The organism is Tepidamorphus sp. 3E244, from assembly GCF_046159835.1.
In the GTDB taxonomy this organism is placed as follows: Bacteria; Pseudomonadota; Alphaproteobacteria; order Rhizobiales; family Tepidamorphaceae; genus JACKJK01.
Genome location: NZ_JBJXCY010000002.1, coordinates 405,778 through 427,989, shown reverse-complemented (window position 1 = coordinate 427,989; position 22,212 = coordinate 405,778). Strand labels below are relative to the sequence as shown.

Annotated in this window: 20 protein-coding genes; 10 read left to right on the top strand and 10 right to left on the bottom strand. The window is 64.9% G+C overall.

The genetic code is table 11. From position 1 onward, the window contains the following. Window positions 1–17: 17 nt before the first annotated feature. Both ACKTEK_RS10835 and ACKTEK_RS10830 read left to right on the top strand, forming a co-directional pair. Window positions 18–1,733 (top strand): tetratricopeptide repeat protein, encoded by a 1,716-nt coding sequence (locus tag ACKTEK_RS10835; protein WP_409165307.1) that lies wholly within the window; start codon window positions 18–20, stop codon window positions 1,731–1,733. Between the two features lie 175 nt (window positions 1,734–1,908). Beyond that, complete coding sequence (locus tag ACKTEK_RS10830) at window positions 1,909–2,322, top strand: MerR family transcriptional regulator (RefSeq protein WP_409165306.1); 414 nt, start codon at window positions 1,909–1,911, stop codon at window positions 2,320–2,322. A 27-nt stretch (window positions 2,323–2,349) separates the two neighbouring features. Here ACKTEK_RS10830 and ACKTEK_RS10825 read toward each other — a convergent pair whose 3' ends face one another. The 4 genes from ACKTEK_RS10825 to ACKTEK_RS10810 all read right to left on the bottom strand — a co-directional run bounded on the left by ACKTEK_RS10825 (window position 2,350) and on the right by ACKTEK_RS10810 (window position 8,570). Then, on the bottom strand, window positions 2,350–5,451 hold the full coding sequence (locus tag ACKTEK_RS10825; protein WP_409165305.1) for an efflux RND transporter permease subunit: 3,102 nt from the start codon (window positions 5,449–5,451) through the stop codon (window positions 2,350–2,352). Beyond that, complete coding sequence (locus ACKTEK_RS10820) at window positions 5,448–6,530, bottom strand: efflux RND transporter periplasmic adaptor subunit (RefSeq protein WP_409165304.1); 1,083 nt, start codon at window positions 6,528–6,530, stop codon at window positions 5,448–5,450. The genes ACKTEK_RS10825 and ACKTEK_RS10820 overlap by 4 nt, the downstream gene beginning before the upstream one ends. A 136-nt stretch (window positions 6,531–6,666) precedes the next feature. After that, window positions 6,667–7,836, bottom strand: coding sequence for an acetylornithine deacetylase (gene argE, locus ACKTEK_RS10815; protein ID WP_409165303.1), 1,170 nt, complete (start codon window positions 7,834–7,836; stop codon window positions 6,667–6,669). 68 nt (window positions 7,837–7,904) lie between these two features. Then, complete coding sequence (locus ACKTEK_RS10810) at window positions 7,905–8,570, bottom strand: histidine phosphatase family protein (RefSeq protein WP_409165302.1); 666 nt, start codon at window positions 8,568–8,570, stop codon at window positions 7,905–7,907. 250 nt (window positions 8,571–8,820) lie between these two features. Here ACKTEK_RS10810 and ACKTEK_RS10805 point away from each other — a divergent pair, with 250 nt between their 5' ends. From ACKTEK_RS10805 to ACKTEK_RS10785, 5 genes are all read left to right on the top strand, one after another. Beyond that, window positions 8,821–9,522, top strand: a complete 702-nt coding sequence (locus tag ACKTEK_RS10805; RefSeq protein WP_409165301.1) for an SDR family NAD(P)-dependent oxidoreductase — start codon at window positions 8,821–8,823, stop codon at window positions 9,520–9,522. Further along, the gene (locus ACKTEK_RS10800) at window positions 9,522–9,929 is read left to right on the top strand and encodes a methylglyoxal synthase (RefSeq protein ID WP_409165300.1); all 408 of its coding nucleotides are present in this window, start codon (window positions 9,522–9,524) and stop codon (window positions 9,927–9,929) included. Before ACKTEK_RS10805 ends, ACKTEK_RS10800 begins: the two co-directional genes overlap by 1 nt. An 81-nt stretch (window positions 9,930–10,010) precedes the next feature. Next, the gene (locus ACKTEK_RS10795) at window positions 10,011–11,168 is read left to right on the top strand and encodes a zinc-binding dehydrogenase (protein WP_409165299.1); all 1,158 of its coding nucleotides are present in this window, start codon (window positions 10,011–10,013) and stop codon (window positions 11,166–11,168) included. A gap of 31 nt (window positions 11,169–11,199) precedes the next feature. Then, window positions 11,200–11,724, top strand: a complete 525-nt coding sequence (locus ACKTEK_RS10790) for an isoprenylcysteine carboxylmethyltransferase family protein (RefSeq protein ID WP_409165298.1) — start codon at window positions 11,200–11,202, stop codon at window positions 11,722–11,724. Then, window positions 11,721–12,818, top strand: coding sequence for an NAD(P)/FAD-dependent oxidoreductase (locus tag ACKTEK_RS10785; protein WP_409165297.1), 1,098 nt, complete (start codon window positions 11,721–11,723; stop codon window positions 12,816–12,818). The genes ACKTEK_RS10790 and ACKTEK_RS10785 overlap by 4 nt, the downstream gene beginning before the upstream one ends. A 21-nt stretch (window positions 12,819–12,839) precedes the next feature. Here the strand turns inward: ACKTEK_RS10785 and ACKTEK_RS10780 are convergent, their stop codons facing one another. The 3 genes from ACKTEK_RS10780 to ACKTEK_RS10770 all read right to left on the bottom strand — a co-directional run bounded on the left by ACKTEK_RS10780 (window position 12,840) and on the right by ACKTEK_RS10770 (window position 15,326). After that, entirely contained in the window at window positions 12,840–13,820 is a 981-nt protein-coding gene (locus tag ACKTEK_RS10780; RefSeq protein WP_409165296.1) for a type III polyketide synthase, read from the bottom strand. A gap of 139 nt (window positions 13,821–13,959) precedes the next feature. Then, window positions 13,960–14,988 carry a permease gene (locus tag ACKTEK_RS10775; RefSeq protein ID WP_409165295.1) on the bottom strand — a complete coding sequence of 343 codons (1,029 nt, stop codon included), beginning with the start codon at window positions 14,986–14,988 and terminating at the stop codon, window positions 13,960–13,962. A gap of 5 nt (window positions 14,989–14,993) precedes the next feature. Continuing rightward, on the bottom strand, window positions 14,994–15,326 hold the full coding sequence (locus ACKTEK_RS10770) for an ArsR/SmtB family transcription factor (RefSeq protein ID WP_409165294.1): 333 nt from the start codon (window positions 15,324–15,326) through the stop codon (window positions 14,994–14,996). 185 nt (window positions 15,327–15,511) lie between these two features. On the opposite strand from ACKTEK_RS10770, the gene ACKTEK_RS10765 reads away from it, so the two are divergent. Then, window positions 15,512–15,928, top strand: a complete 417-nt coding sequence (locus ACKTEK_RS10765) for a hypothetical protein (protein WP_409165293.1) — start codon at window positions 15,512–15,514, stop codon at window positions 15,926–15,928. Window positions 15,929–15,958: 30 nt separating this feature from the next. Here ACKTEK_RS10765 and ACKTEK_RS10760 read toward each other — a convergent pair whose 3' ends face one another. Both ACKTEK_RS10760 and ACKTEK_RS10755 read right to left on the bottom strand, forming a co-directional pair. Continuing rightward, window positions 15,959–16,966, bottom strand: a complete 1,008-nt coding sequence (locus tag ACKTEK_RS10760; RefSeq protein ID WP_409165292.1) for a M23 family metallopeptidase — start codon at window positions 16,964–16,966, stop codon at window positions 15,959–15,961. Between the two features lie 41 nt (window positions 16,967–17,007). After that, the gene (locus ACKTEK_RS10755) at window positions 17,008–19,065 is read right to left on the bottom strand and encodes an NAD(P)-binding protein (protein ID WP_409165291.1); all 2,058 of its coding nucleotides are present in this window, start codon (window positions 19,063–19,065) and stop codon (window positions 17,008–17,010) included. 38 nt (window positions 19,066–19,103) lie between these two features. Between ACKTEK_RS10755 and queF the strand changes: the two genes are divergently transcribed. After that, on the top strand, window positions 19,104–19,565 hold the full coding sequence (gene queF / locus ACKTEK_RS10750) for a preQ(1) synthase (protein WP_409165290.1): 462 nt from the start codon (window positions 19,104–19,106) through the stop codon (window positions 19,563–19,565). Between the two features lie 16 nt (window positions 19,566–19,581). Here the strand turns inward: queF and ACKTEK_RS10745 are convergent, their stop codons facing one another. After that, window positions 19,582–21,153 carry a trimethylamine methyltransferase family protein gene (locus tag ACKTEK_RS10745; RefSeq protein ID WP_409165289.1) on the bottom strand — a complete coding sequence of 524 codons (1,572 nt, stop codon included), beginning with the start codon at window positions 21,151–21,153 and terminating at the stop codon, window positions 19,582–19,584. Window positions 21,154–21,250: 97 nt separating this feature from the next. Here ACKTEK_RS10745 and ACKTEK_RS10740 point away from each other — a divergent pair, with 97 nt between their 5' ends. Then, window positions 21,251–22,210, top strand: a complete 960-nt coding sequence (locus tag ACKTEK_RS10740) for a LysR substrate-binding domain-containing protein (protein WP_409165288.1) — start codon at window positions 21,251–21,253, stop codon at window positions 22,208–22,210. Window positions 22,211–22,212 lie beyond the last annotated feature (2 nt).

Genomic DNA, 22,212 nt, shown 5'->3' with positions numbered 1-22,212 from the left:
GAGGGTGGTCGCTCGGCATGGCGGTGAAGCCGGAAGCAGTTCGGGAAGAACTTGCCCGGATCCTCGAATTCGAGGGGATCAGGAACTCGGCGATGCTCGCCAGTTTCCTGACTTATGTCGTGGAGGAAACGCTGGCCGGGCGCGAAGAGCGGCTCAAGGCGTACACCATCGCGGTGGAAGCGCTCGACCGGCCCGAGAATTTCGATCCCAACGACAGCCCCCTCGTGCGTGTTCAGGCGCGCCGCCTGCGCGATGTGCTGTCGCGATTCTATGCCGACCCCGAAAACGAATCCGTCATTCGCATCGAGATGCCGATCGGCAGCTACGTGCCCCGGTTTGCTCCGAACGTGGCGGCCTCCCTTCCGCCAGCGCCGAAGCGAGACCCGATGCGGTTCGTTCCGGGTCTCTTCGCCTTCATGGCCATTGCGGGCAGTTGTGTTCTCGCGGTGCTGGTCTGGGACTTCTGGAAGACCAAGACGCCTCGCGCCCACGCAGATCGGCTTGCCGCGATCAACGCCGAATATCCGGCAGGGACGGGGCGCGATGCTGCCAGCATCCTGCCGCAGGTCTTCGTGTCGGTGACGGAGCGCGGCAATTCTGCCGACTGGTTCGACCCTGTCACCTATCGCAATCGGATCGAGCTCTTCGTTCAGGCCTTCAGCGACTACATCATCGTGCGCGCGGAAAGCGAAGCGCGCGCGCTGACCCGGCAGCAACCAACCTACAAGCTCGAATTCACCTTCCAGCAGGAAGGGGTCGTGATGCGCGGCACCGTGGAGGTTGTCAGCGTTCGTGACGGCCGACTGATTTTTGCGAGCGAACTCGACCTGACCCGATCGGACAGCGGTATCTACCGGCTTGGCAGTGCGATGGTGACGCCCGTGGACCTGGCCGAGGTGCGCACGGCAATCGATATCTATGGACCGATCTACCAGGACTATTCCAACGCAGCCGAATCCGGTGGCCCGCTGGAATGCCTGACGCGCGCCGGGACCTATTTCGCTGCGCCGAGCGAGGAGCGGCACCTTGCTGCGCGTGACTGCCTCGAACTGACCATCGTTGCGCATCCCCGGCTGCACCAGGCGCTGGTGCTGCTGGGCGGCATCTACCTGGAAGAAGAGACGCGCGGCTTCAACCCGACCCCAGGCGACCCGCGCGAGCGGGCACGCGCAGCCTTCGACAAGGCTGAACGCATCGCGCCCGGCTCCGCCATCGTGCATTTGTTCCGCCTGTCACTGCTGCTGCTGGAGGGGCGGATCGAGACTGCCCGCGATCTCGCCGAACATGTCTATGAGCACAATCCGGAAGACATGGTGACGCTTGGAAGCTACGGACGCCTTCTGGTCCAGACTGGTGCTTTCCGGGATGCGACCGAAGTGCTGAGGCGGGCCGATGCGAACTTCCAGAATTCGCCTGACTGGGTGAACTTCTATACGTTCGTCGCCATGAACGGACTGGGGCGATTCACCCGCGCCGAGGCCTTTGCCAACAAACTTTCGGAATCGTCCGATCCGCTCTATCTCGCCGCATATGCGATTGCCCAGCACAGAACCGGATTTTCAGAGATTGCGGTTGCGACCATCTCGCGTATTCGCGAACTTGACGCAGGCTTCCTCAACGCGCCGATGGACTACCTGCGGAAGCGGGGTTTCACCGCACCAGTCATAGAGGCGCTGGTGCAGGAAATGCGGATGGCGGGCTTCCCGCGTCCCGTTCGGGAAGCTCGCGTCTAGGTTGCCGATCCTCTCGCTGGGGCAGATGTAACCGTCATTTTACCGTTACAACCTGAATCTTCCGTCACGTTTCATTCAATTTCTTGAATACAGCCGCCGGCGATTCCGTTCGACCGTCCTTCTGGTCGCGGACGTCGGCTTGTTTTTTGGGAAACTGAAGATCGAGGTGACCGGAATGGGTCAAAGTGCAAAGTCGCGGTTGGAAGACCGCATCTACCAGATCGGCGAGGTCGCAGAGATGTTTGGTCTCACGACTCGCGCCATCCGCTTCTACGAAGAAGAAGGCCTCCTGAAGCCGATCCGCATCGGCCGCGGTCGCCGCAAGTTCGGCCTTGAGCAGATCGCACGTATCGAGATGATCGTGAACTGCCGCAAGGTTGGCATCGGCATGGAAACGATCACCCGACTTGCCAAGGTGCGCGACACCGAGGGCGACGAGATGTTCGACCGGATGCTGTGCGAAGTGCTGCGCAAGCGCCTGCGCGACATCCGCCAGCAGCGCGCCGAACTGGACGTGCAGTTCAACGCCGTCAACGAATGGGTGTCGGAAAAGAACTGCTGCCCGACCTCCACCGAAGAAGCGGCCTGACGCAGGCCGCCCACCCGGCGGGACGGCTCAGCGCGCAGCTTGGGGGGCTGACGCAAGCTCATCGGCGAGGCGCTTTTCGATGGCGCCTCGCGGACGGGTGTACCGGGCGAGCAGGTCGTACAGGACCGGCGTGAGGAACAATGTCATCACGCTGGCGACCGCCAACCCGCCGATGATCACGATACCGATGGCCTGACGGCTTTCCGCTCCCGCACCGCTTGCGAAGGCCAGCGGAATGGCGCCGAAGACGGTCGACACGATCGTCATCACGATGGGCCGCAGGCGAATGATCGACCCCTCGATCACCGCTTCGCGCACCGGCATGCCCTCATCGCGCAACTGGTTGGCGAACTCCACGATCAGGATGCCGTTCTTCGCCATCAGCCCGATGAGCAGGATGATGCCGATCTGGCTGTAGATGTTCAGCGTCAGGCCGGTGAGGTACAGCGCGATAACGGCGGCAGCGATGGCCAGCGGCACCGACAGCATGATGACCAGCGGCTGGATGAAACTCTCGAACTGACCGGCCAGCACAAGAAACACGATCAGAATCGCCAGCATGAAGGTGACCGCCACGCCGCTGGAGGTTTCCTGGTATTGCTGGGACTGGCCGGAGAAGCTGATATTGGCTTCCGGCGGCAGTTCGGTCGCAGCGGTTTCCAGGATGAAATCGATGGCTTGCCCGAGCGTGTAGCCATCCGACAGCGCTGCCTGCAGCGTGATTGAGGGCAGGCGGTTGTAGCGCCGCAGTGACGGCGCTTCCGTCGTCTCGTTGAGTTCCATGAGGGCCGAAAGCGGCACCAGCGTTTCGCCGTCGCCACTGCGCACGAAGACATTGCCGATGTCGTTGGGCGTGCGCCGGTCGTCGGCACCGGCCTGCACGATGACGGGATACTCGCGCCCGCGATCGACATAGGTCGAAACTTCGCGCGAGGCGAACATCGCCTGCAACGTCCCCGCCAGCGTTTCCACTCCGATGTTCAGATCGTCCACCTTCTCGCGGTTGAGGCTGAGGCTGATCTGCGGCTGGCTTTCCTCGAAGTCGATTTCGATGTTGCTGAGGCCGGGGTTTTCCTGTGCCTTCGCCAGCATGATCTGCGACCACGCCTTCACGTCCTCGAAGTCCGCCCCGCCGATGACGGCGCGAAGCGGCGAGGAGTTGCCGCGCAGGCCAAGACCCGACGGGCTGACGGGGAAGCCGCGTGCACCCGCCATTTCGCGGGTGAAGGGGATGAGCCGGGTGATCACGTCGCGGTGCGACAGCTCGCGCTCATCCCATGGCTTCAGCCGCAGCACGATGAACGATCGGAACGGCCGGCCCTGGCTTCCCGAGAATACGAAGACGGTGTCGATGCCCAGTTCCTCGCGCACCGCGTTGATCTTGTCTTCCAGCCGCTTCGCCTCCGCGTCGGTATAGGCAAGCGTGCTGCCCTGCGGCGCGGTGAGCGGAATGAACAGGACGCTGCGGTCCTCGCTGGGGGAGAGTTCGCGCGGGATCGCCTGGTAGGCGAAGAACCCGGTGACGGAGAACGCCCCGGCCAGGGCAATGACCACGAGCGGCATCCCGATAGCTCGCTCCAGCGCGGGCCGGTACCAGCGCCCTGCAAAGCTCTTCTTTGCAGCCTCGCGGGCTTCTTCCTCGGACTGCGTCGCACCGGATTTCAGGATCTTGGCGGCCAGCGCCGGGCAGGCGGTCAGGGCCACGAAGGTGGAGATGGCGACGGCTGCCGCCATGACGAACCCGAACTCGGTGAACAGGCGTCCCGCCGCACCCTTGAGGAACGAGATCGGGATGAACACTGCGATCAGCGTGATCGATGTGGCGATGACGGCGAACTGCACCTGCCGCGAACCCAGCACGGCGGCCTGCAGCTTGCTCTCGCCCATGGCGAGCCGGCGCTCGATATTTTCCAACAGCACGATGGCATCGTCGACGACGAGGCCGATGGCAAGGATCAGCGCCAGCAGCGTCAGCACGTTGATGGAGAAGCCCATCAGCCAGATCAGGAAGAAGCAGCCGAGCAGGGCGACAGGAATGGTGATGGCCGGGATCATGGTCGCGCGGAACGAGCGCAGGAAGAACAGGATCACCAGCACCACGAGGCCGAGCGAGATGGCGAGCGCAATGGCCACTTCGCGGATGGAGGCTGCCACGAAGATCGCGTCATCCGAGCCGACCGAGATATCCATGCCGCGCGGGAGCGTGTCGCGCATCCGATCGATTTCCTCGCGCACGGCGTTGGAAATCTCGATGGTATTGGACTGCGACTGGCGCTGAACGGCGATGCCGACGGCAACCTCGCCATTGGAGCGGACGATGGTCGAATCGTCCTGCACGCCGGCGCGCACGTCCGCCACAGCCTCAAGGCGAACAGGGAAGCCGGAGACGCGCTTCAGAACAATCTGGCGGAACTGCTCGATCTGGCGCAGTCGGCTGTCGAGGCGGATGGTGAAAAGCCGCGTGCTGGATTCGAGTTCGCCGGCCGGCAGTTCCACGTTGGCACGGCGCAGGGCGGCCTCGATGTCCGACACGGTGATATTGCGCGCAGCCATGGCGCGGCGGTTCAGCCAGATGCGGATCGCGGGCTTGCGCTCGCCGTAGATGCGTACGTTGGCGACACCGTCGATGGTGGTGATCCGGTCCTTGATGAAGCGGTCGATATAGTCGGTTATCTCCGCCGGGTTCATCTCGGTGGACGTGACGGCGAGGCGCATGACCGGGTCGGCATCCGCATCGTTCTTCACGACCTGCGGTTCCTCGGTGTCTTCCGGCAATTGCGCGCGAACCCGCGCCACCGCATCGCGAATGTCGCTGGCGGCGGAATCGATGTCGCGGCCGAGTTCGAAGTCGATGGTGGTGCGGCTGCGGCCGCGGCGGGATTCGGAGTTGATCGTCTTCACACCGCTGACGCCGGCGACAGCGGCGTCGATGATCTCGGTGATGTCGGTGTCGATGACGCCGGGGGCAGCGCCCGTGTAGTTGGTGGTGACGGTGACGACCGAGGCGTCGACGTCAGGCAGTTCGCGGATGGGAAGCTGCATCAACCCGGCGATGCCCAGCACAAGGATCATCATGCTGACGACACTCGCCAGCACGGGCCGGCGAACCGAGAGTTCCGACAGCGTCATCCGTTCTGGTCTCCGCTTTCGCCTTCAAGGCGCACCTGCATTCCGTCGCGCAGCTTCGCATTGCCGCGGGTGACGACCATGGCGTCGGCGTCGATGCCCTCGGTGATCTCGACGACGCCTGTGGCGCGGCGGCCGGTCTCGATGCGGATGCGACTGGCGACGCCATCCTTCACAACGAACAGAAACGCGTTGCCGGATTCAGCGATCACGGCTTCTTCGGGCACGACCGTCGCCTCGCCGCCGTCCAGCGACAGCGAGACCTGCATGAACATTCCGGCGGGAAGTGCACCGTCCTCGTTCGGCATGTCGGCGCGCACCTCGAAAGAGCGGCTGATGCCGTCGATGCGGCTGTCGATCTCGACCACCTTGCCGATGAAGGTGCGGCCCGGATAGGCGGCACTGCGGGCCTCGACTTCCTGACCAATGCGCGCTGCACCGTAGAGATTTTCCGGCACCGCGAATTCGACCGCGACGTGGGACAGGTCGTCCAGGGTGGTGATGACGGCGTTGTCGGTGATCCGCGCGCCGATATCGACGCGGTTCAGGCCAACGGTTCCGGCGAAGGGCGCACGGATCGTCCGGTCGGCAAGCTGGCGGCGGGCGCGCTTGAGATCCGCATCGGTGGAGGCTTGCGCCGCCGTCAGCTCCTCGATGCGCGCAGCCGTCACGATCTTGTTGCCGAACAGTTTCTGGGCACGTTCCAGTTCGCCGTCCGCACGAGTCTTGGCGGCCTCGGCCTCGGTCAGGTCGGCTTCCTGCATGTCACGGTCCAACTCGACGAGGATGTCACCTTCCTCGACCTTGTCACCGGACTGGAAATTCAATTGCGTGATGCGCCCATCGACGAGAGACACGACCTGGATCGAGCGGGCGGCGATGGTGGTGCCGACAGCCTCGATGGTGGTCGACATGCTGCGGCGCTCGGCGGGGACGGCTTCAACCAGCGTCGCGCCGCGTCCACCACGGCCACCTTCAGCAGCCTGCTCGCCCGTCGCGGCATAGCTCTGCCATGCGTAGTAGGTGCCGAACACCGCGACCGCGATCACGACCAGAACGGCAAGCTGCCGCAGGATGGACATATGGCAAGTTCCTCAGGCGCCGCGTCGGCGGATCGTCAATTCGGGAGAATGGCCAACCACGAAGCTAGCATGTGATTAGGGGCAGCATCATGGCCAGTGATGTCAAATTTAACGACAGCGCGGGACTTGCCAAGCGCTATTCGCGCGGGATGGTCATTTGCTCGCCGAGACCCTCAAGCATGTCGAGGCATTGCTGCAATTGTTCGAGAGCGACGTACTCGTCCGGCTTGTGGGCCTGGTTGATGGAGCCGGGACCGCAGACAACGACGGACATGCCGATTTCCTGGAACAGCCCGGCCTCGGTGCCAAAGGGCACCACGTCGGCAGTGTCGTCGCCCAGCAGCTTTGACAGGATGGCGCGGGCCTCGTTGTCGTCAGCCGGTTCCAGCCCGCAGACCTCGCCGATGACGTGGGTGAAGATGTCCGCGTCCGGGCAGACCTTGCGCATCTGGGGCAGCAACACCTCGTCGCGGAAGGCTTCGATAGAGGACTTCACGAACACCGCGTCATCGTTGCGCACCGGGCGCATTTCCCAGTCGACCGTGCAGACACCGGCGATGGTGTTGCGCGCGTTGCCGCCCTGGATGCGTCCGACCTGCAGCGTCGTCCACGGCGGATTGAAGCGGTTGGCCGGTGTCGTGTGCCGTTTCAGCTCGTCCTGCAGTTCCATCAGCCGGGCGATGTAGCGAACCGCGTATTCGACCGCGTTGACGCCGCGTTCGGGCGCCGAGCCGTGCCCTTCCAGCCCGGTGAAGATGGTCTCGTATTCGTAGCAGCCCTTGTGGCCCTCGATGATGCGCATGCCGGTCGGTTCGCCGACGATGGCCGTCGCCGGGCGGATCTCGCGCTCCTGCAATTCGCGCACGAGGTGCTGGCCGCCTAGGCAGCCGGTTTCCTCGTCATAGGTGAAGGCAAAGTGGATCGGACGCTTGAGATCGAGTTCGGCGAAGGACGGTGCCATGGCGAGCGCTGCGGCGATGAAGCCCTTCATGTCGCAGGTGCCGCGCCCGTACAGCCGCCCCCGGTCCTCGCGCATGGTGAAGGGATCGGACGACCATTCCTGGTCCTCGACTGGGACCACGTCGGTATGGCCGGAGAGCACGATGCCGCCTTCTCCGTCTCCGCCAATCGTGGCGAAGAGGTTCGCCTTGCGCCCGGTCGGGTCGGTCATCCACGTGACTTCCGCACCGGCCTGCCCGAGCTGCTCGGAGAGATAGGCGATCATCTCTAGGTTGCCGTCGCTGGAGACGGTCGGAAATCCGATGAGTTCGCCGAGAATGTCCCGGGTTCGCTCCAGTGTCGTCATGCAGCCAGTCTCCCCACGCAATTTTAGGACTGTGCGTGAGGGAACCGGCCCGTTCAAGGCCCTGTGGCCTATTCGGCGGTGATGCGACCGAGAACTTCGAAATCTCCTTCCTGGGGGCGCAGGACGATGATCTCGCCGGAGCGGGGGAAGACGTCCGTCAGCGCGGTGATGTTCACCTGGTGCGTGACGAGGACGAGCGTGTCCGGACCATCCCAGTTGGTGACCAGTTCGCGCACTGCGTCGGTCTGGTCCTCGGCGGTGGAGCGGTCGCCGAAGAACGAATTGAGGGCGGGTTCCGGCTCGCCCTTGTCCGGAAAGGCCAGTTCCGCCGTCTCCCGCGTGCGGCACCACTGGGAGTAGGCGACGCGGGCGACGATCACGGAATTTTCCTCGAAGGCCTCGCCGACGCGCCGCGCCTGTTCGCGCCCCTCGTCGGACAGGTTTCGCTGGGTGGAGCAATCGTCGAGCTTGAACGTGCCCGGATCGCCCGTGCCCGGTGCAAGCGAATGGCGGATCAGAGCAACGCCGCCATCGCGCAGCGCCACCCACAATTCGTCATCGTCGGGCGGCGTGGCACTCGGGTCGGCGATCTGGTCGGTGTTGGGCTGCGGCGGGGGCGTCGTCTGTGCATGGGCCGGCATGCGAAATGCCATGAGAGCGACAATGAACATCGCGGCAAGCGCGGTGACGATGGGCCAGACCCGTTTCGGCCTTGCGGCAAGCGTGTGCGGCATTGTCGGCGTCTCCAGTTCACGGCGGCCGTTACTGCGCGCCGTTGGCAAACCCTGCCATAACCTGTCGCGCGATGGAGCGGTCTCGAGCGGCAGTCAGGGCAGCGAATGCAGGTTCTCGAATGGTCAAAACGCACCGCGGACCCATTGGTTGCTGCGACATCCTGCCCGCACCGCGGCCAATGTCTGAATTTCCATCCTTGCGTGGCGGCGGCTGATCGCTTTCTCATGAGGCGAGAGAAGGAGACCCGCCATGACCAAACCCGTCGCACTCATCACCGGGGCCGGAGACGGCCTTTCCGCTTCTCTTGCGCGCCTCTTCGCCAGGGAAGGCTACAAGGTCGCGCTGGCTGCGCGAAACGTGGACAAGCTGTCGGATCTGGCGAAGGAAACCGGCGCGAGCGTCCACACCTGCGACGTGACCTATGCGTCCGACGTGGAAGACCTTTTCGCGGACATAGACGGGCCGGTCCGCGTGTGCATCTGCCATCCGTCATCGCGGGTGCGCGCGCCGCTGATCGAGCTCGACCCCGAAGATGTTCGCCAGACGCTGATGGTCACCGCCTACGGTTCGTTCCTCGTGGCGCAGGAAGCTACACGCGTGATGCTGACGCAGGACGACGACGAAGCCGGCGCGAAAGGTACGGTGCTGTTCACCGGTGCCTCCGCCGGGGTGAAGGGCTTCCCGCAATCGGCACCGTTCGCCATGGGCAAGTTCGCCCAGCGTGGGCTTGCGCAGTCCATGTCACGGGAGCTTCACCCAAAGGGGATACACGTCGCATGGATCAACATCGACGGTGCGATCCTCAACCCCGGCCGCACCGAACCTGCCGACAAGCCGGACTCCATGCTCGACCCCGATGCCATCGCCCAGACCTACCTCGCGCTCGTGCGGCAGGGACGCTCGGCATGGTCTGAGGAGATCGCCGTACGTCCCTGGGTTGAGAGCTTCTGATGAGCGAGCAAGACTTCAGCGGCACGAAGGGGGGCGTGCGCATCGCGCTCATCGCCCACGACGCCAAGAAGGACGACATGGTTGCCTGGGCCGGGCGGCATCGCGGCGTGCTGGAAGGCGCGCGGATCGTCGCCACGGGAACCACGGGCGGCGAGTTGCTCAACGCATATCCGGGCCTCTCCGTCACCCGCATGAAGAGCGGCCCACTTGGCGGCGACCAGCAGATCGGCGCGATGATCGCCGACGGCAAGCTCGACGCACTCATCTTCTTCACCGATCCGCTTTCGCCGCTGCCGCACGACGTCGACGTCAAGGCGCTGACGCGGCTTGCCGTCGTCTACGATCTGCCGATGGCGTGCAGCCCGGCGACGGCCAACATCATCCTCGACGCGCTGGCGCGCGGATAGCCGCCATGCGGGCAAGCTGCTTGCAGAGGCTCCAAATTCCTGTCCTCATCTGTGAAAACACAAAACGGGAGGACACAAGCCATGAACGTGAAGCCGGATATTCGCGTCACCACCTATGACGGGCCCGGAGCCGAGCCGGAAATGCGGACGGTTCCCTGGCCGAAGGTTCCGCGCAAGGGCGCGCTCATCAAGATCGGCGCCTGCGGCGTCTGCGGCACCGACCAGCACATCCTGAAAGGCCACTGGCCCAAGCCGCTGCCGTGGCCCTTCACGCTGGGCCACGAGCTTGCCGGCGAGATCGTCGAGATCGGCCCGGACCTGAAGACCGACTATTCGGGCAAGCCCATCGGCGTCGGTTCCAAGCTGATGCTGCCGCCGCTGATGCCATGCGGCTTCTGCGACTGGTGCAAGAAATATCCCGAGAGCGCCAACAAGTGCCTGACGCCGGTCTATTACGGGCGTTATCTCGGCTTCGACAAGCCGCCGCACCTGTGGGGCGGATGGGCGGAATACGTCTTCGTGGATCTCGAAGAACTGCCAGGCACGAAGATCTACAAGCTGCCCGACGACATGTCGCTGCTGCTGGGCGCGCTGTCGGAACCGCTGACCTCGTGCATCCGCGCATTCAACCGCGCCAAGAAGGCCGGTGGGTTCAACTGGAACGACACCGTGGTCATCCAGGGGACAGGTCCGATCGGCATTCTCGCGGTGGCGGCTGCGCAGGAAATGGGCGCCGGCCGTGTCATCGCCGTTGGTGCGCCGGAAGAGCCGAGGCTGGCGCTGGCGCGCAAGTTCGGTGCGGAGGCGACCGTCAACATAGAGGAAGTCACCACGCCGGAAGACCGGATCGCGGCCGTGCGCGAGATCGCCGGCGGGTATGGCGCGGACCTCGTCATGGATTGCTCCGGCCACCCGACAGCCGGGCCGGAAGGCATCGAGTTCCTGCGCGACGGCGGCACCTACGTGGAGATGGGGCAGTTCACCGATGCCGGGTCGATCATGACCAACTGGCACCGTATCTGCACCAAGGACCTGAACGTGCTCGGCTCGTGGGCCTTCACCGCCAACGACCTGCCGCTCGGCGTCGACATGCTCTATCAGGCCCGCGACAAGTACCCGTGGCACGACATGCAGACGATCTTCCCGTTCACAACCGAGGGCTTGAAGGACGCGGTGGCGCAGGCCATGGCCATGAAAACGGTGAAGTCGACAATCGTGCCGTTCCCCGACATGATCTGAGGCATCATTCGCCCGATCTTTGGGGGGCACGGTGCCGGAGTTTTTAGGCTGGCCACAGATCGCCGCACTGCTGGTGCTTGCGCAGCGCGGGCTGGAAGAACTGCACTCGGCGCGCAACACGCGCCGCCTGAAGGCCGAGGGTGCGCGCGAGGCGGGGGCCGACTATTACCCCGTCGTCGCGGCGACGCATCTGGGGTGGATCGCCGCGATCTTCCTGCTGATTCCGGCGACGGCCACCGTGCAGCCGGTGCTGGCTGCGGTGTATCTGCTGCTTCAAGGCGTGCGTTGCTGGGTCATCGGCACGCTTGGGCGCTTCTGGACGCATCGGATCTACACGCTCGACGCGGCGCCAATCGAGCGGCGCGGGCCCTATGCCCATATACGCCATCCCAATTACTGGGTGACCAATTGCGAAACGGCGCTGCTGCCCCTGGTTTTCGGCGCGGTCTGGGTGGCACTCATCTTCACCGCGATCTGGGTTGCGGTTATCCGCTACAAGATCGTTCTGGAAGACGCAGCGCTTGCCGAGCGCAGGGCTGCCGCAGCCGCACCATGAGCGCGGCCTACGACGCAGTGGTCGCAGGGGGCGGACTTGCCGGAAGCGCGTTCGCCTTGCGGCTGGCGCGGGCAGGGCGGCGCGTCGCGCTGATCGAGCGAACCCGGACACCGAAGCCCAAGGTCTGCGGCGACTTCCTCAGCGCGGAAGCTCTCACGCTGTTGCAGCGACTCGATGTCGATCTGGCCAAACCCGGTGGCCACCGGATCGAAACCTTTCGGATCGCCTGCGGCACGGCGCAAGCTGATGCGCCGCTTGGCTTTGCCGGTCTGGGATTTACGCGCCTGCGGCTGGATGAAATCCTGTTGTCGGCCTGCGTACGAGAAGGCGTCGAACTGCTGCGCGGGCTTACGGTCAGCGGTCTTGATACAGCCGGTGCACCGGTGCGGATCCGGGCCGGACGCCGTAAACTGGACGCAGATTGCGCGGCTCTGGCCAGCGGCAAGCTCAATGTGCGCGGGCTGCCGCGGCACTCCAATGGTCCGGCGGCATACAAGATGACTTTCGTGCCAGGTGAGCACGTGCAAGCGGCACTTGGCGGGGTCGTTCAACTTGCGCTCTATAGTGGTGGTTATCTCGGGGCCTGCCTTGTGGAAGAAGGCGGCATGACGCTGTGTTGGATTGCGGATGGCAATTTGGTCCGCGCCACTGATGGTGACTGGCGCAGGCAGCTCGATGTGTTGGCGCGGGGTTCAGACGCGATTGCAAACCTGCTCGAAGGCGCGTCCCCCAATTTCGACCGGCCCGCGACGGTGGCGGGCCTGCCCTTCGGCTACATGCGGCGTGACGTGATCGCACCGGACGTCTATCCGGTTGGCGACCAACTCGCAGTGATCCCGCCGCTTGCCGGGGACGGGACGTCGATTGCGCTCAAGTCCGGACTGGATGCGGCCGATGCGATGCTGCGGGGCGAAACTGCGGGCACATTCCAGCGGCGCTTTCTGAAAGGCCTGCGCAGCCAATTCGGGTGGGCGGTCATCGTGCAGTCTGTTTTTTCCAGCGAGTTTGGTCGCAGGCTGGCGCCGCGCAGCGTTGGCGCATTGCCGGGACTTGCGACGTGGCTTTCGCGGCGCACGCGGTTGGCGGGCGTCTGAGGCCTTGGCTCGAGCGTCGGTTCAGCCGAGGTCCAGCAGCATGAAATAGGCGCTGAAGCCGGGTCCGAACGCGGCCAGCAAATGACGTCCGCTGGCGCCGGATGCCAGCGCGGATTTCAGCACGAAGAGCACGGTCGCGGACGACATGTTGCCGTAAGCGCGCAGGGTGTCGCGCGAATGGAAGAGGTCCTCGTCGGACAGGTCGAGAATCTCTTGCAAGGCATCCAGAACGCGGCTTCCCCCGGGATGGAACAGGTAGCCATCGAGGTCGGCGGCGGATATGTCGCTGCGGGCCAGAAAGTCGGTCAGGGGTTCTTCAAGCGATGCGGTCAGATGGGCTGGAAGGTCCGGGCTGAGAACAAGGGCGAAGCCGTCGTCGGCAACGTCCCAGCCCATCAGGTGCTGCGTGCCGGGCCACATGTGTTCGCCGGTCGCAATCACCTCCGCCTTGCCGGTGGTCGACCCACCCGCTTCGATGACCACTGCCGCAGCCCCGTCGCCGAACAGCGCGCAGGCAACGAACATCTCGATTGTCGGCGCGTTGACGCGCAGCGTCAGGGTGCAGAGGTCCACTGTGAGGAACAGGACCTTTCGGTCGCCATGTGCCAGCTGCGCCGCGCGGGACAAGCCGGCGGCCCCGCCGCCGCAGCCGAAGCCGAAGATCGGGAGTCGCTCGATGTCGGGGCGAAAGCCCATGCGATTGGCCAACAGAGCGTCAAGGCTGGGGACGGCCAGCCCGGTCACGGTGTTGACTACGATGCAGTCGATGTCTGCGGCTTCGAGGCTGGCATCATCGAGCGCTGCACGCGCCGCCTCTTCGAGGAGGTTCAACCCGTGTTCCTGGAAGGCGGCAGTGCGTTCTTTCCAGCCACGAGGCTGGAGATACCAGTCCCACGGCATGCAGATGTGGCGGGCCTCTATGCCGGTATTGGCATAGAGCTTGTCGAAGCGCCGGAACTTCGGAAAGACATCGATCGCGGCCTGCGCAATGTCGTCTTGCAAGACGCGGTTCTGCGGGAGAGCCGTCGCAATGCCGGTTATCCTGACCCGATCGGGCAACGCGGATTTTGCGAATGCGTGTGTCTGGGTGCGGGTAAGCATCGCATGATAGTCGCCCAACCGTCTGGCGAATGAAAGGGAGTCACGCAGCCCAGAGCTGGAAGGCGATGCCGGACAGTATCGCGCCGGTCAGCGAGCACGCGATGTAGAGCGCGAAAGTGGGCTTCTTTGCCAGCGCCCACACGGCAATCGCGGCGGGGATCGACGTGACCCCGCCGGCGATGAGGAAGGCCATCGCCGCTCCCGGCGCCATGCCCTGTTCGACCAGCCCGCCCACCAGAGGCAGGGCGGCATAGCCGTTGAGGTATGCCGGGACGCCGACGAGGCTTGCGGTGAAGATGGTGCCGAAGCCGCCGTCTCCGACGAAGCGCTGCACCATCTCGCCCGGCACGTAGGCCAGCATCAGCGATTCCAGCAGGTAGGCGAGAAACAGCCACTTGCCGAGGAAGAACATGGTGGAGCCCGCGTTGGCGGTGAACTTCGAGACACGTTCGGGGTCGCTCCAGAATTTCCAGACGATGTCCTTCTTCGTGCGCACCGATGACGCGCCGCAGCCGCCGTTTCCGACGCCCTCGCGCAGTGGGTCCGCGAGCAGGCCCGAGCGGGTGATGGCGAAGGTCGCATAGCCGCCGAGCAGGCCGACGCTGACGGCGGCGAGCGCCTTGGCAATGGCGAAATCGAGACCGAGCGTGCCGATGGTGAGCGCGAACATGCTCGGGTCCATCAGAGGGGAGGCGAGCCAGAAGGCCATGACCGGGGCCAGCGGCACGCCCATGGACAGTAGCGCCGCGATGATCGGGATGACGCCGCAGGAGCAGAACGGCGACATCGCGCCGAACAGGCTCGCGACCGCAACCATGCGCGCCTCGCGGCCAATGAAGGCGCGCGCGATCATCGCGTCCGCGCCGGATGCCTTCGCGTAGGCCGCAAGCAGCACCGACAGCAGCAGGAAAGGCAGTACGTCGATGAAGGCGCGCAGGGCAAAGCCGATGCTTGGGCCGAACTGGCCGGGAGCGAGAACGGCGAGCGCCACGAGAACAAGCACGATGGCCGCGATGGCAGCGTCCAGCGGCGGCAACTTGCGGGTGCGGATGGCTTCCACGAAGGACATTTACGTCACGCTCCGGTCTTGCGCGCAGGCGCGGCATCTTCAGCGCAGGTTGCGTCCGCGCAGCATTCATCGACGAGGAACCCGACGAGGCCGTGCATCGCGGAATAGCTTGCGGTGCAGACCAGCGTGGTGCCGCGCCGCTCCTGCTCCACCAGGCCGGCGATCAGCAGCCGGTGCAGGTGGTGGGAGAGGGTGGAGGCCGCGATTGCGAGCCGCTCCTGCACTTGGCCGACGGCCAGGCCTTCCTCGCCGGCGCGCACCAGCGTGCGGTAGATGCGCAGGCGCGTCGGGTTGCCAAGGGCTTCGAGGCGGGCGGCGGCTGTGTCGAGGTCTGTCATGAGGACACAATGAGCGCAGTCGGGTGATGCGTCAACGGTAATTCCAGAAATATTGAAATATGGAATGAAAAGGCGAAACGTTATGGTGGATTTCTACCGCAGCGGGAGAACGGCCTTGCCTCCGGCGCATCACCTTGCCCAATATGGCGGGCAGGTTCCGAGAGCTTTCACGAAAGGGTCGCGCCATGCGCCGTCTGAAACTGCTGTTCACCGCCTTCGCCTTCCTCGCCCCCGTCCATGCAGCGCAAGCGCAGGATTTTTCCGGCCAGTGGACGTGCAGCTACGTCTCGTTCGACGGTGCCAGCCAGAACCGGATCGAACGGTCCTACACGATGGTGCTCTACCCCAATTACAGCTACGAGCTGCAGGGCACGCACGTGTCATCGCTGATCGGGCGATACGAGCGCTTCATCTCGCGCGGCGAGTGGCGGATCGGCGGCACGAGCGAAAACACGCCCTACGTGCAGGCCGGCGGCCCGGCGCAGTTCGATTCAGGCCGCAACGAGCATTTCGTGTTCTGGGGCTGGATCCGGGGTGCGAACGTGCTGGCGAGCGAATACCGCGAAGGCGCATACCAGAACCAGACCTCCTGCGCGCGGTAGGCTGAACCGCGATTTTTCGCGCCCTCGGTTCTACTGCGCCAGCGCGATCGAACCGGTTTCTTCGGCAATCGTCTCGCCCTCGCGAATGACCTCGTAGGATGCCGCGTAGACGCCGGGCTGCCAGCCTGATGCGGGACGCTTCTTGCCGACAAAGGCCATGGCCTGGGCGCGGTTCGTCTGCTCCGGGTCGGTCGAGTTCGTCACCAGCGTCGAGCCATCCGGCGACGTGATGGTGATACGCTGGGTGTCGCCGGGCTTCAGGCCCACGGCGCGGCCGAAGAAGACGAGCGCCGGCGTACTGGCGTCCAGACGCAGAAGGTTCTTCTCGCGGCTGTCCACGTCCTTCATCTCGACGCCGCCGTCCGTAAAGCCGGTGTTGAGGATGGCGGGGTAGCGATATTCGAGCTGCTCGGCAGCGGCTTCTTCCCACATGCCGCCATGGCTCTCGCCGCAACTCGTCTCGCCCGACATGCCGGTTTCGGCGCTGGCGAACGGGTCCACGACCTTGCCCTCGTACATGACCTGAAGATGCACGTGCGGGAACTCTGTCCAGCCGGACTGGCCGACCTGCCCGATGATGGAACCGCGCTGCACCATGTCGCCCTTTTCGACCGACACGGAGCCTTTCTTGAGGTGGCAATATTGCGTGGTCCAGCCATTTCCATGGTCGATGAGCAGGCCATTGCCGCAGGCCCGATCGGCGGGAATGTCATCCTCGCCGCGCTTGTACTGGAAGTCGTCCATCCCGTCGCGAACCGCCTTCACCTCGCCGTCGGATGCGGCCATGACGGTGACGCCCTGGGCCATCATGTCGAGATCGGCAATGCGGAAGTCGGTGCCCTTGTGGCCGTCATAAGTCATGTCGCCGCAAGTGTGGTCCTTTGCGCCGGGGCCGGGATCGGTGTCGACATATTGCTGGATGACGCAGTCCTCACCCAACGCGCAGGCGATGGGGAGGCCAAGGGTCGGCGGTTCGATCTGCGCGGCTGCAGGGCTGGCGGCGAGAGCGACAAAGGCGGCAAGAACGAGCTGTTTCATGCCGCCAATATCGGGCGGAGGACGGTGCGCCTCAAGCTTTGTCAGAAATTCTTTGCAAGACGCAGCGCGTCATAGATCGCGGCGTGGATGTTGCGGGAGGCCACCGCGTCACCGATCCGGAACAGCTGGAAGGTGCCATCGGGGTTTGATGCGACCGCCTGCTGTTGCCCCGCGACAAGCGACGAATAGTCCATCTCGCCGAGGTTTTTCGACGCCGGTTTCAGCGCGAAATAGATCTCGTCCAGCGGCAGGGTGCCATGTTCGACCACGATCTGGTCGACCTCGCGCTCGCGCACGGCATCGGAATAGTCCGAGCCGACGAGCGCGGTCAGCCCGTTGCCGCTGCGCCGCGCGCCCAACAGGCGGGAATTGATGGTGATGCGGGCACCGGCCCGGTCGAGGATTTCGGCATAGGCGACGTGGTTCAGCCCGCCGATTTCCGGCGCGAAGAACCGCTCCGGCGTGACCAGTTCCAGTTGCGCGCCCGAACGCGCGATGACGCTTGCCGCCTGCATGCCGGGATGCGCGCCGTTGTCGTCATACAGCAGCACGCGGGATGCAGGCTTCACATCGCCCGACAGGATATCCCAGCTTGAGACGACGAGATCGTTGCCGTCCTCAAGCACCTCGGCATCCGGGTAGCCGCCGGTCGCGACGATGACGATGTCCGGGTCGAGTGCGGTGATTTCGTCAGCTTCCGCATAGGTGTTGAAGTGGAAGCTCACGCCCTTCGCCTCGCAGCGGGCCATGCGCCAGTCGACGATGCCGATCAGTTCCTTGCGGCGCGGGTCCTGCGCTGCCAGTCGCACTTGGCCGCCCGCATGGGGCGCTGCCTCGAAGACGGTGACGGCGTGGCCGCGCTCGGCGCTGACACGGGCGGCCTCCAGCCCGGCCGGTCCGGCACCGACAATGACGATATTGCGCCGCGGCCCTTCGCTCGCCCGCACCACGTGCGGCATGGTCGCCTCGCGCCCGGTGGCGGCGTTGTGGACGCAAAGCGCCTCATGGCCTTCGTAGATGCGGTCCAGGCAGTAGGTTGCGCCGACGCAGGGGCGGATTTCCGCCTCGCGGCCTTCGGCGACCTTCAACGCGATGTGCGGGTCGGCAATGTGGGCGCGCGTCATCCCGACCATATCGAGCTTGCCCTCGGCAATCGCGTGGCGGGCGGTCGCAACGTCGGAAATCCGCGCGGCGTGGAAGACCGGGAACTTCGTCGCCTGCCGAACCTCGCCCGCGAAATCGAGATGCGGCGAAGCGGGCGTTCCGTGAACGGGAATGACCTTCGAGAGTGCGGCGTCTGAATCGATATGCCCGCGAATGACGTTGAGAAAGTCGACCTTGCCGGATGATGCCAGCCGCTGCGCGATCTCCACGCCCTCGGCGCGGCTGAGGCCCTTCTCCCAATCCTCGTCCGCAACCAGCCGCAGGCCGACGATGAAGTCTGGTCCCGTCGCCGCGCGGATGGCGTCGATCACGCCCCAGGTGAAGCGCAGGCGGTTGTCGAGCGAGCCGCCATATGCGTCGTCGCGCCGGTTGGTGGCCGGTGACCAGAACCCGTCCAGCAGGTGCCCGTAGGCCTCGATCTCGATGCCGTCCATGCCGCCTGCCTGCATCCGTTGCGCTGCTGCGGCATAGTCGCGGATGATGCGGGCGATGTCCCAGTCCTCTGCTTCCTTGGGGAAGGCGCGGTGGGCCGGTTCGCGAACCGGCGAGGGCGCGAGGACAGGCAGCCAGTCGGCTTTGTTCCAGTTGGTGCGGCGGCCAAGGTGGGTGATCTGGATCATCACCGCCGCGCCATGCTCGTGGCACGCGTCGGTCAGTTCGCGCATCCACGGCACGATGGCATCGTCATAGGCATGCAGGTTGCCGAAGGCTGCGGGACTGTCTGGCGAGACGATGGCCGAACCCGCCGTCATGGTCAGCGCGATGCCGCCCTTCGCCTTCTCCGCGTGGTAGAGGCGGTAGCGCTCCTTGGGCATGCCGTCGACGGAATAGGCCGGTTCGTGCGCGGTCGACATGATCCGGTTGCGCAGGGTCAGGTACTTGAGCGTGTAGGGCTGAAGCAGCGGGTCCCTTGTCGACTGTATATTGGAAGTCATGCTATCGCCTCGCGCGCCGCGGCCACGGAGTACATGCCATGACGGACACCGAAAACCTGACACTTCTCGGCGCCAAGGTCGATGCGCCCAAATCGCCGGAAGAGGCGGTGCTGGAAACGGTGCCCTTCACGCAGCCCGAAGGCACGCCGGCCATCGTGCGTTTCACCTGCCCGGAGTTCACGTCCGTCTGTCCGATGACGGGCCAGCCCGACTTCGCGCATATCGTGATTGACTATGCGCCCGACAGGCTGCTGGTTGAATCCAAGGCGCTGAAGCTGTTCCTCACGTCGTTTCGCAACCACGGCGCCTTCCACGAGGACTGCACCATCATGATCGGTCGGCGCATCGTGGAGGCAACGAAGCCGCTGTGGCTGCGCATCGGCGGCTACTGGTATCCGCGCGGCGGCATTCCGATCGACGTCTTCTGGCAGACGGGCGCGCCGCCCAAGGACGCGTGGATCCCGGATACCGGCGTGCCGCCCTATCGCGGGCGCGGCTAGCAACGCGCAAACCAACTCAGTGCCAGGCATCGTCCATCGATGCCTTCTTGCGCGCGACGAATTCCGCGAGGCCCTCGGCAATGCCTTCGTCGATGGGTGGCGGCTGGTACTGGCTGAGCATCTTCTTCCACTTGGCATTGGCGCGGGTCGCCATGTCGAGCGACCCATTCTCTTCCCATGTCTCGAACGGGTCGTTGTCGGACAGCTCCGTGTCCCAGAAGGCGCTCTCGTAGTTCGCCAGCGTGTGGGCGCAGCCGAAGAAGTGGTTGCCGGGGCCGACCTCGGCAAAGGCATCGAGCGCCAGCGCATTGTCGTCTACCGCCATGCCGCCGAGATAGGTGTGCATGGCCGAGCAGATGTCGGCGTCGATGACGAATTTCTCGTAGGACATGGACAGCAGTCCGTCGAGGAAGCCCGCCGCGTGCAGCACGAAATGCGCGCCGCACTGCACGGCGGCCAGCATCGACATCATGCTCTCGGCGGTCGACTGCGCATCCGGCAGTTTCGACGTGGTGAAGGAGCCGGAGCAGCGCAGCGGCAGGTTCAGCCGCCGGGCCAGTTGGCCGACCACCAGCGACCCGATGGCCGGTTCCGGAGTGCCGAAGGTCGGTGAGCCGGACCGCAGCGCCATGGACGACAGGAAATTGCCGAAGATGACCGGCGCGCCGGGGCGCACCAGCTGCGTCAGCGCGCAACCGGCCATGGTTTCCGCCAGTGCCTGCGCGATGGCACCGGCATTGGTCACCGGCCCCATGGCGCCGCCGAGGATGAATGGGACGATGACGTTGCCTTGTCCCGCAGCTGCATAGGCGCGGATGCCGCCGGTCATCGTGCCATCCCACACCAGCGGTGAGTTGACGTTGAAGTTGCCCATGATGACGCAGTTGCTGTCGGTGAAGGCGTCACCGAAGACGATGCGCGCCATGTCGACCGAATCCTGCGCGCGGGAGGGTTCGGTCACCGAGCCGAGCAGCGCCTTGTCGGAATTGAGGAAGTGCGCGAGCACCATGTCGAGGTGGCGCTTGTTGACCGGCACGTCGACCGGCTCGCAGACCGTGCCGCCGGAATGGTGCATGGAAGGGGACATGTAGGCGAGCTTCACGAAGTTCTGGAAGTCCTCGAGCGTTCCGTAGCGGCGGCCCCGGTCGAGGTCCATGACGAAGGGCGAACCATAGGCCGGCGCGAAGACGATGCCGTCGCCGCCGATCTTCACCGAGCGGGCAGGATTGCGGGCGTGCTGGATGAATTCGCTCGGCGCGGTCTTGAGAATCTCGCGCAGCATCCCCGGTTCGAACGTGCCGCGCACGCCGTCGAACTTCGCGCCGGCCTCGCGGAACAGCCGCACGGTTTCCGGGTCACCGCGAAACTCGATGCCGATTTCTGCAAGGATGCGGTCTGCGGCCAGTTCGATGCGTTGCAGGCCTTCTTCCCCGATCAGGTCAAAAGTCGGGATCTGCCGCGTGATGTAGGCGGGAGCCGAGCGGGTATGCGCCTGCGCGCGGCGGGTGTGGCGGGCGGCCCGTCCGGCGCGGGCGGACCCGACCGGCTTGAGGGCCTCGTCGCTTGTCGTTGCTGTTTCGATCGTCATCGCGTCCCCTCCCGAAAGCTGCAACCGGGATCAGTCTGGATGCGACGCACGCATTTGTGACGTTTGAAAAATCTTCTCCGAGAGATAAGCTCAGCTTATGCAAAACCTGCGCCGCCTCGTTCCCGCCGTCGGCAGCCTCGTGGTCTTCGAGGCGGCGGGACGGCTTGGCAGCTTCACGCTGGCGGGCAAGGAACTCGGCATGTCGCAGGCTGCCGTCTCCTATGCCATCAAGCAGCTGGAGGCAGCGCTTGGTGCGAACCTGTTCGCCCGCCAGCACCGTCGCGTGGAACTGACCTCGACGGGGGAGCGCTTCCACCGCGATGTCTCGATGGGGCTTTCCTACATCACGCAGTCCGCCGAAACGCTGGCGCGCGCCGGGCGCGACCGGCACGTTACCCTGTCGGTGTCCACGGCCTTTGCGACCTACTGGATGCTGCCGCGGCTTGCCGCCTTCCGCGAAGCGCATCCGGGTATCGACCTGCGCCTACAGACAACCGACCGCGACGTCGACCTCGCCGCCGAGCGGATCACGCTGGGAGTGCGGCGCGGCTTTGGCGACTGGCAGGCCTATGACTGCGCGCTGCTGGCCGAAGAGCGCATCTCGGCCATTGCTAGCCCGGCCTACCTGGAGCAGCGCGGACGCCCGCGTTCACCGACCGAGCTTCGCGCGCACCGGCTGATTCACCTTGAAGAACCGTTCCGGCCCACCCCGGACTGGCGGCAATGGTTTGCCAGTTGCGATCCGGCGCCCTTCACCGACAATGGCGAGGGGCTGCGCCTCAATGATTATGCGCTGGTGGTGCAGGCGGTTCTGGAGGGGCAGGGCGTCGCGCTCGGCTGGGACTACCTCACCGGCCGCTACTTCGAGAGCGGGCTGGTGGAACGGGCTGTGGACCATGTCTTTGCGACCGATGCCGGGTTCTACGTGGTCTGGCCGCGCGGGGCGGTGCTGAACGAGGATGCAGAATCTGTGCGCGACTGGATGATCGCGCAAGGCGAGAGGAAGAAGCGGCGGGCGGCGCGGCCCGCAGCACTGGCACAGGCGCGGGGCGTGTAGGA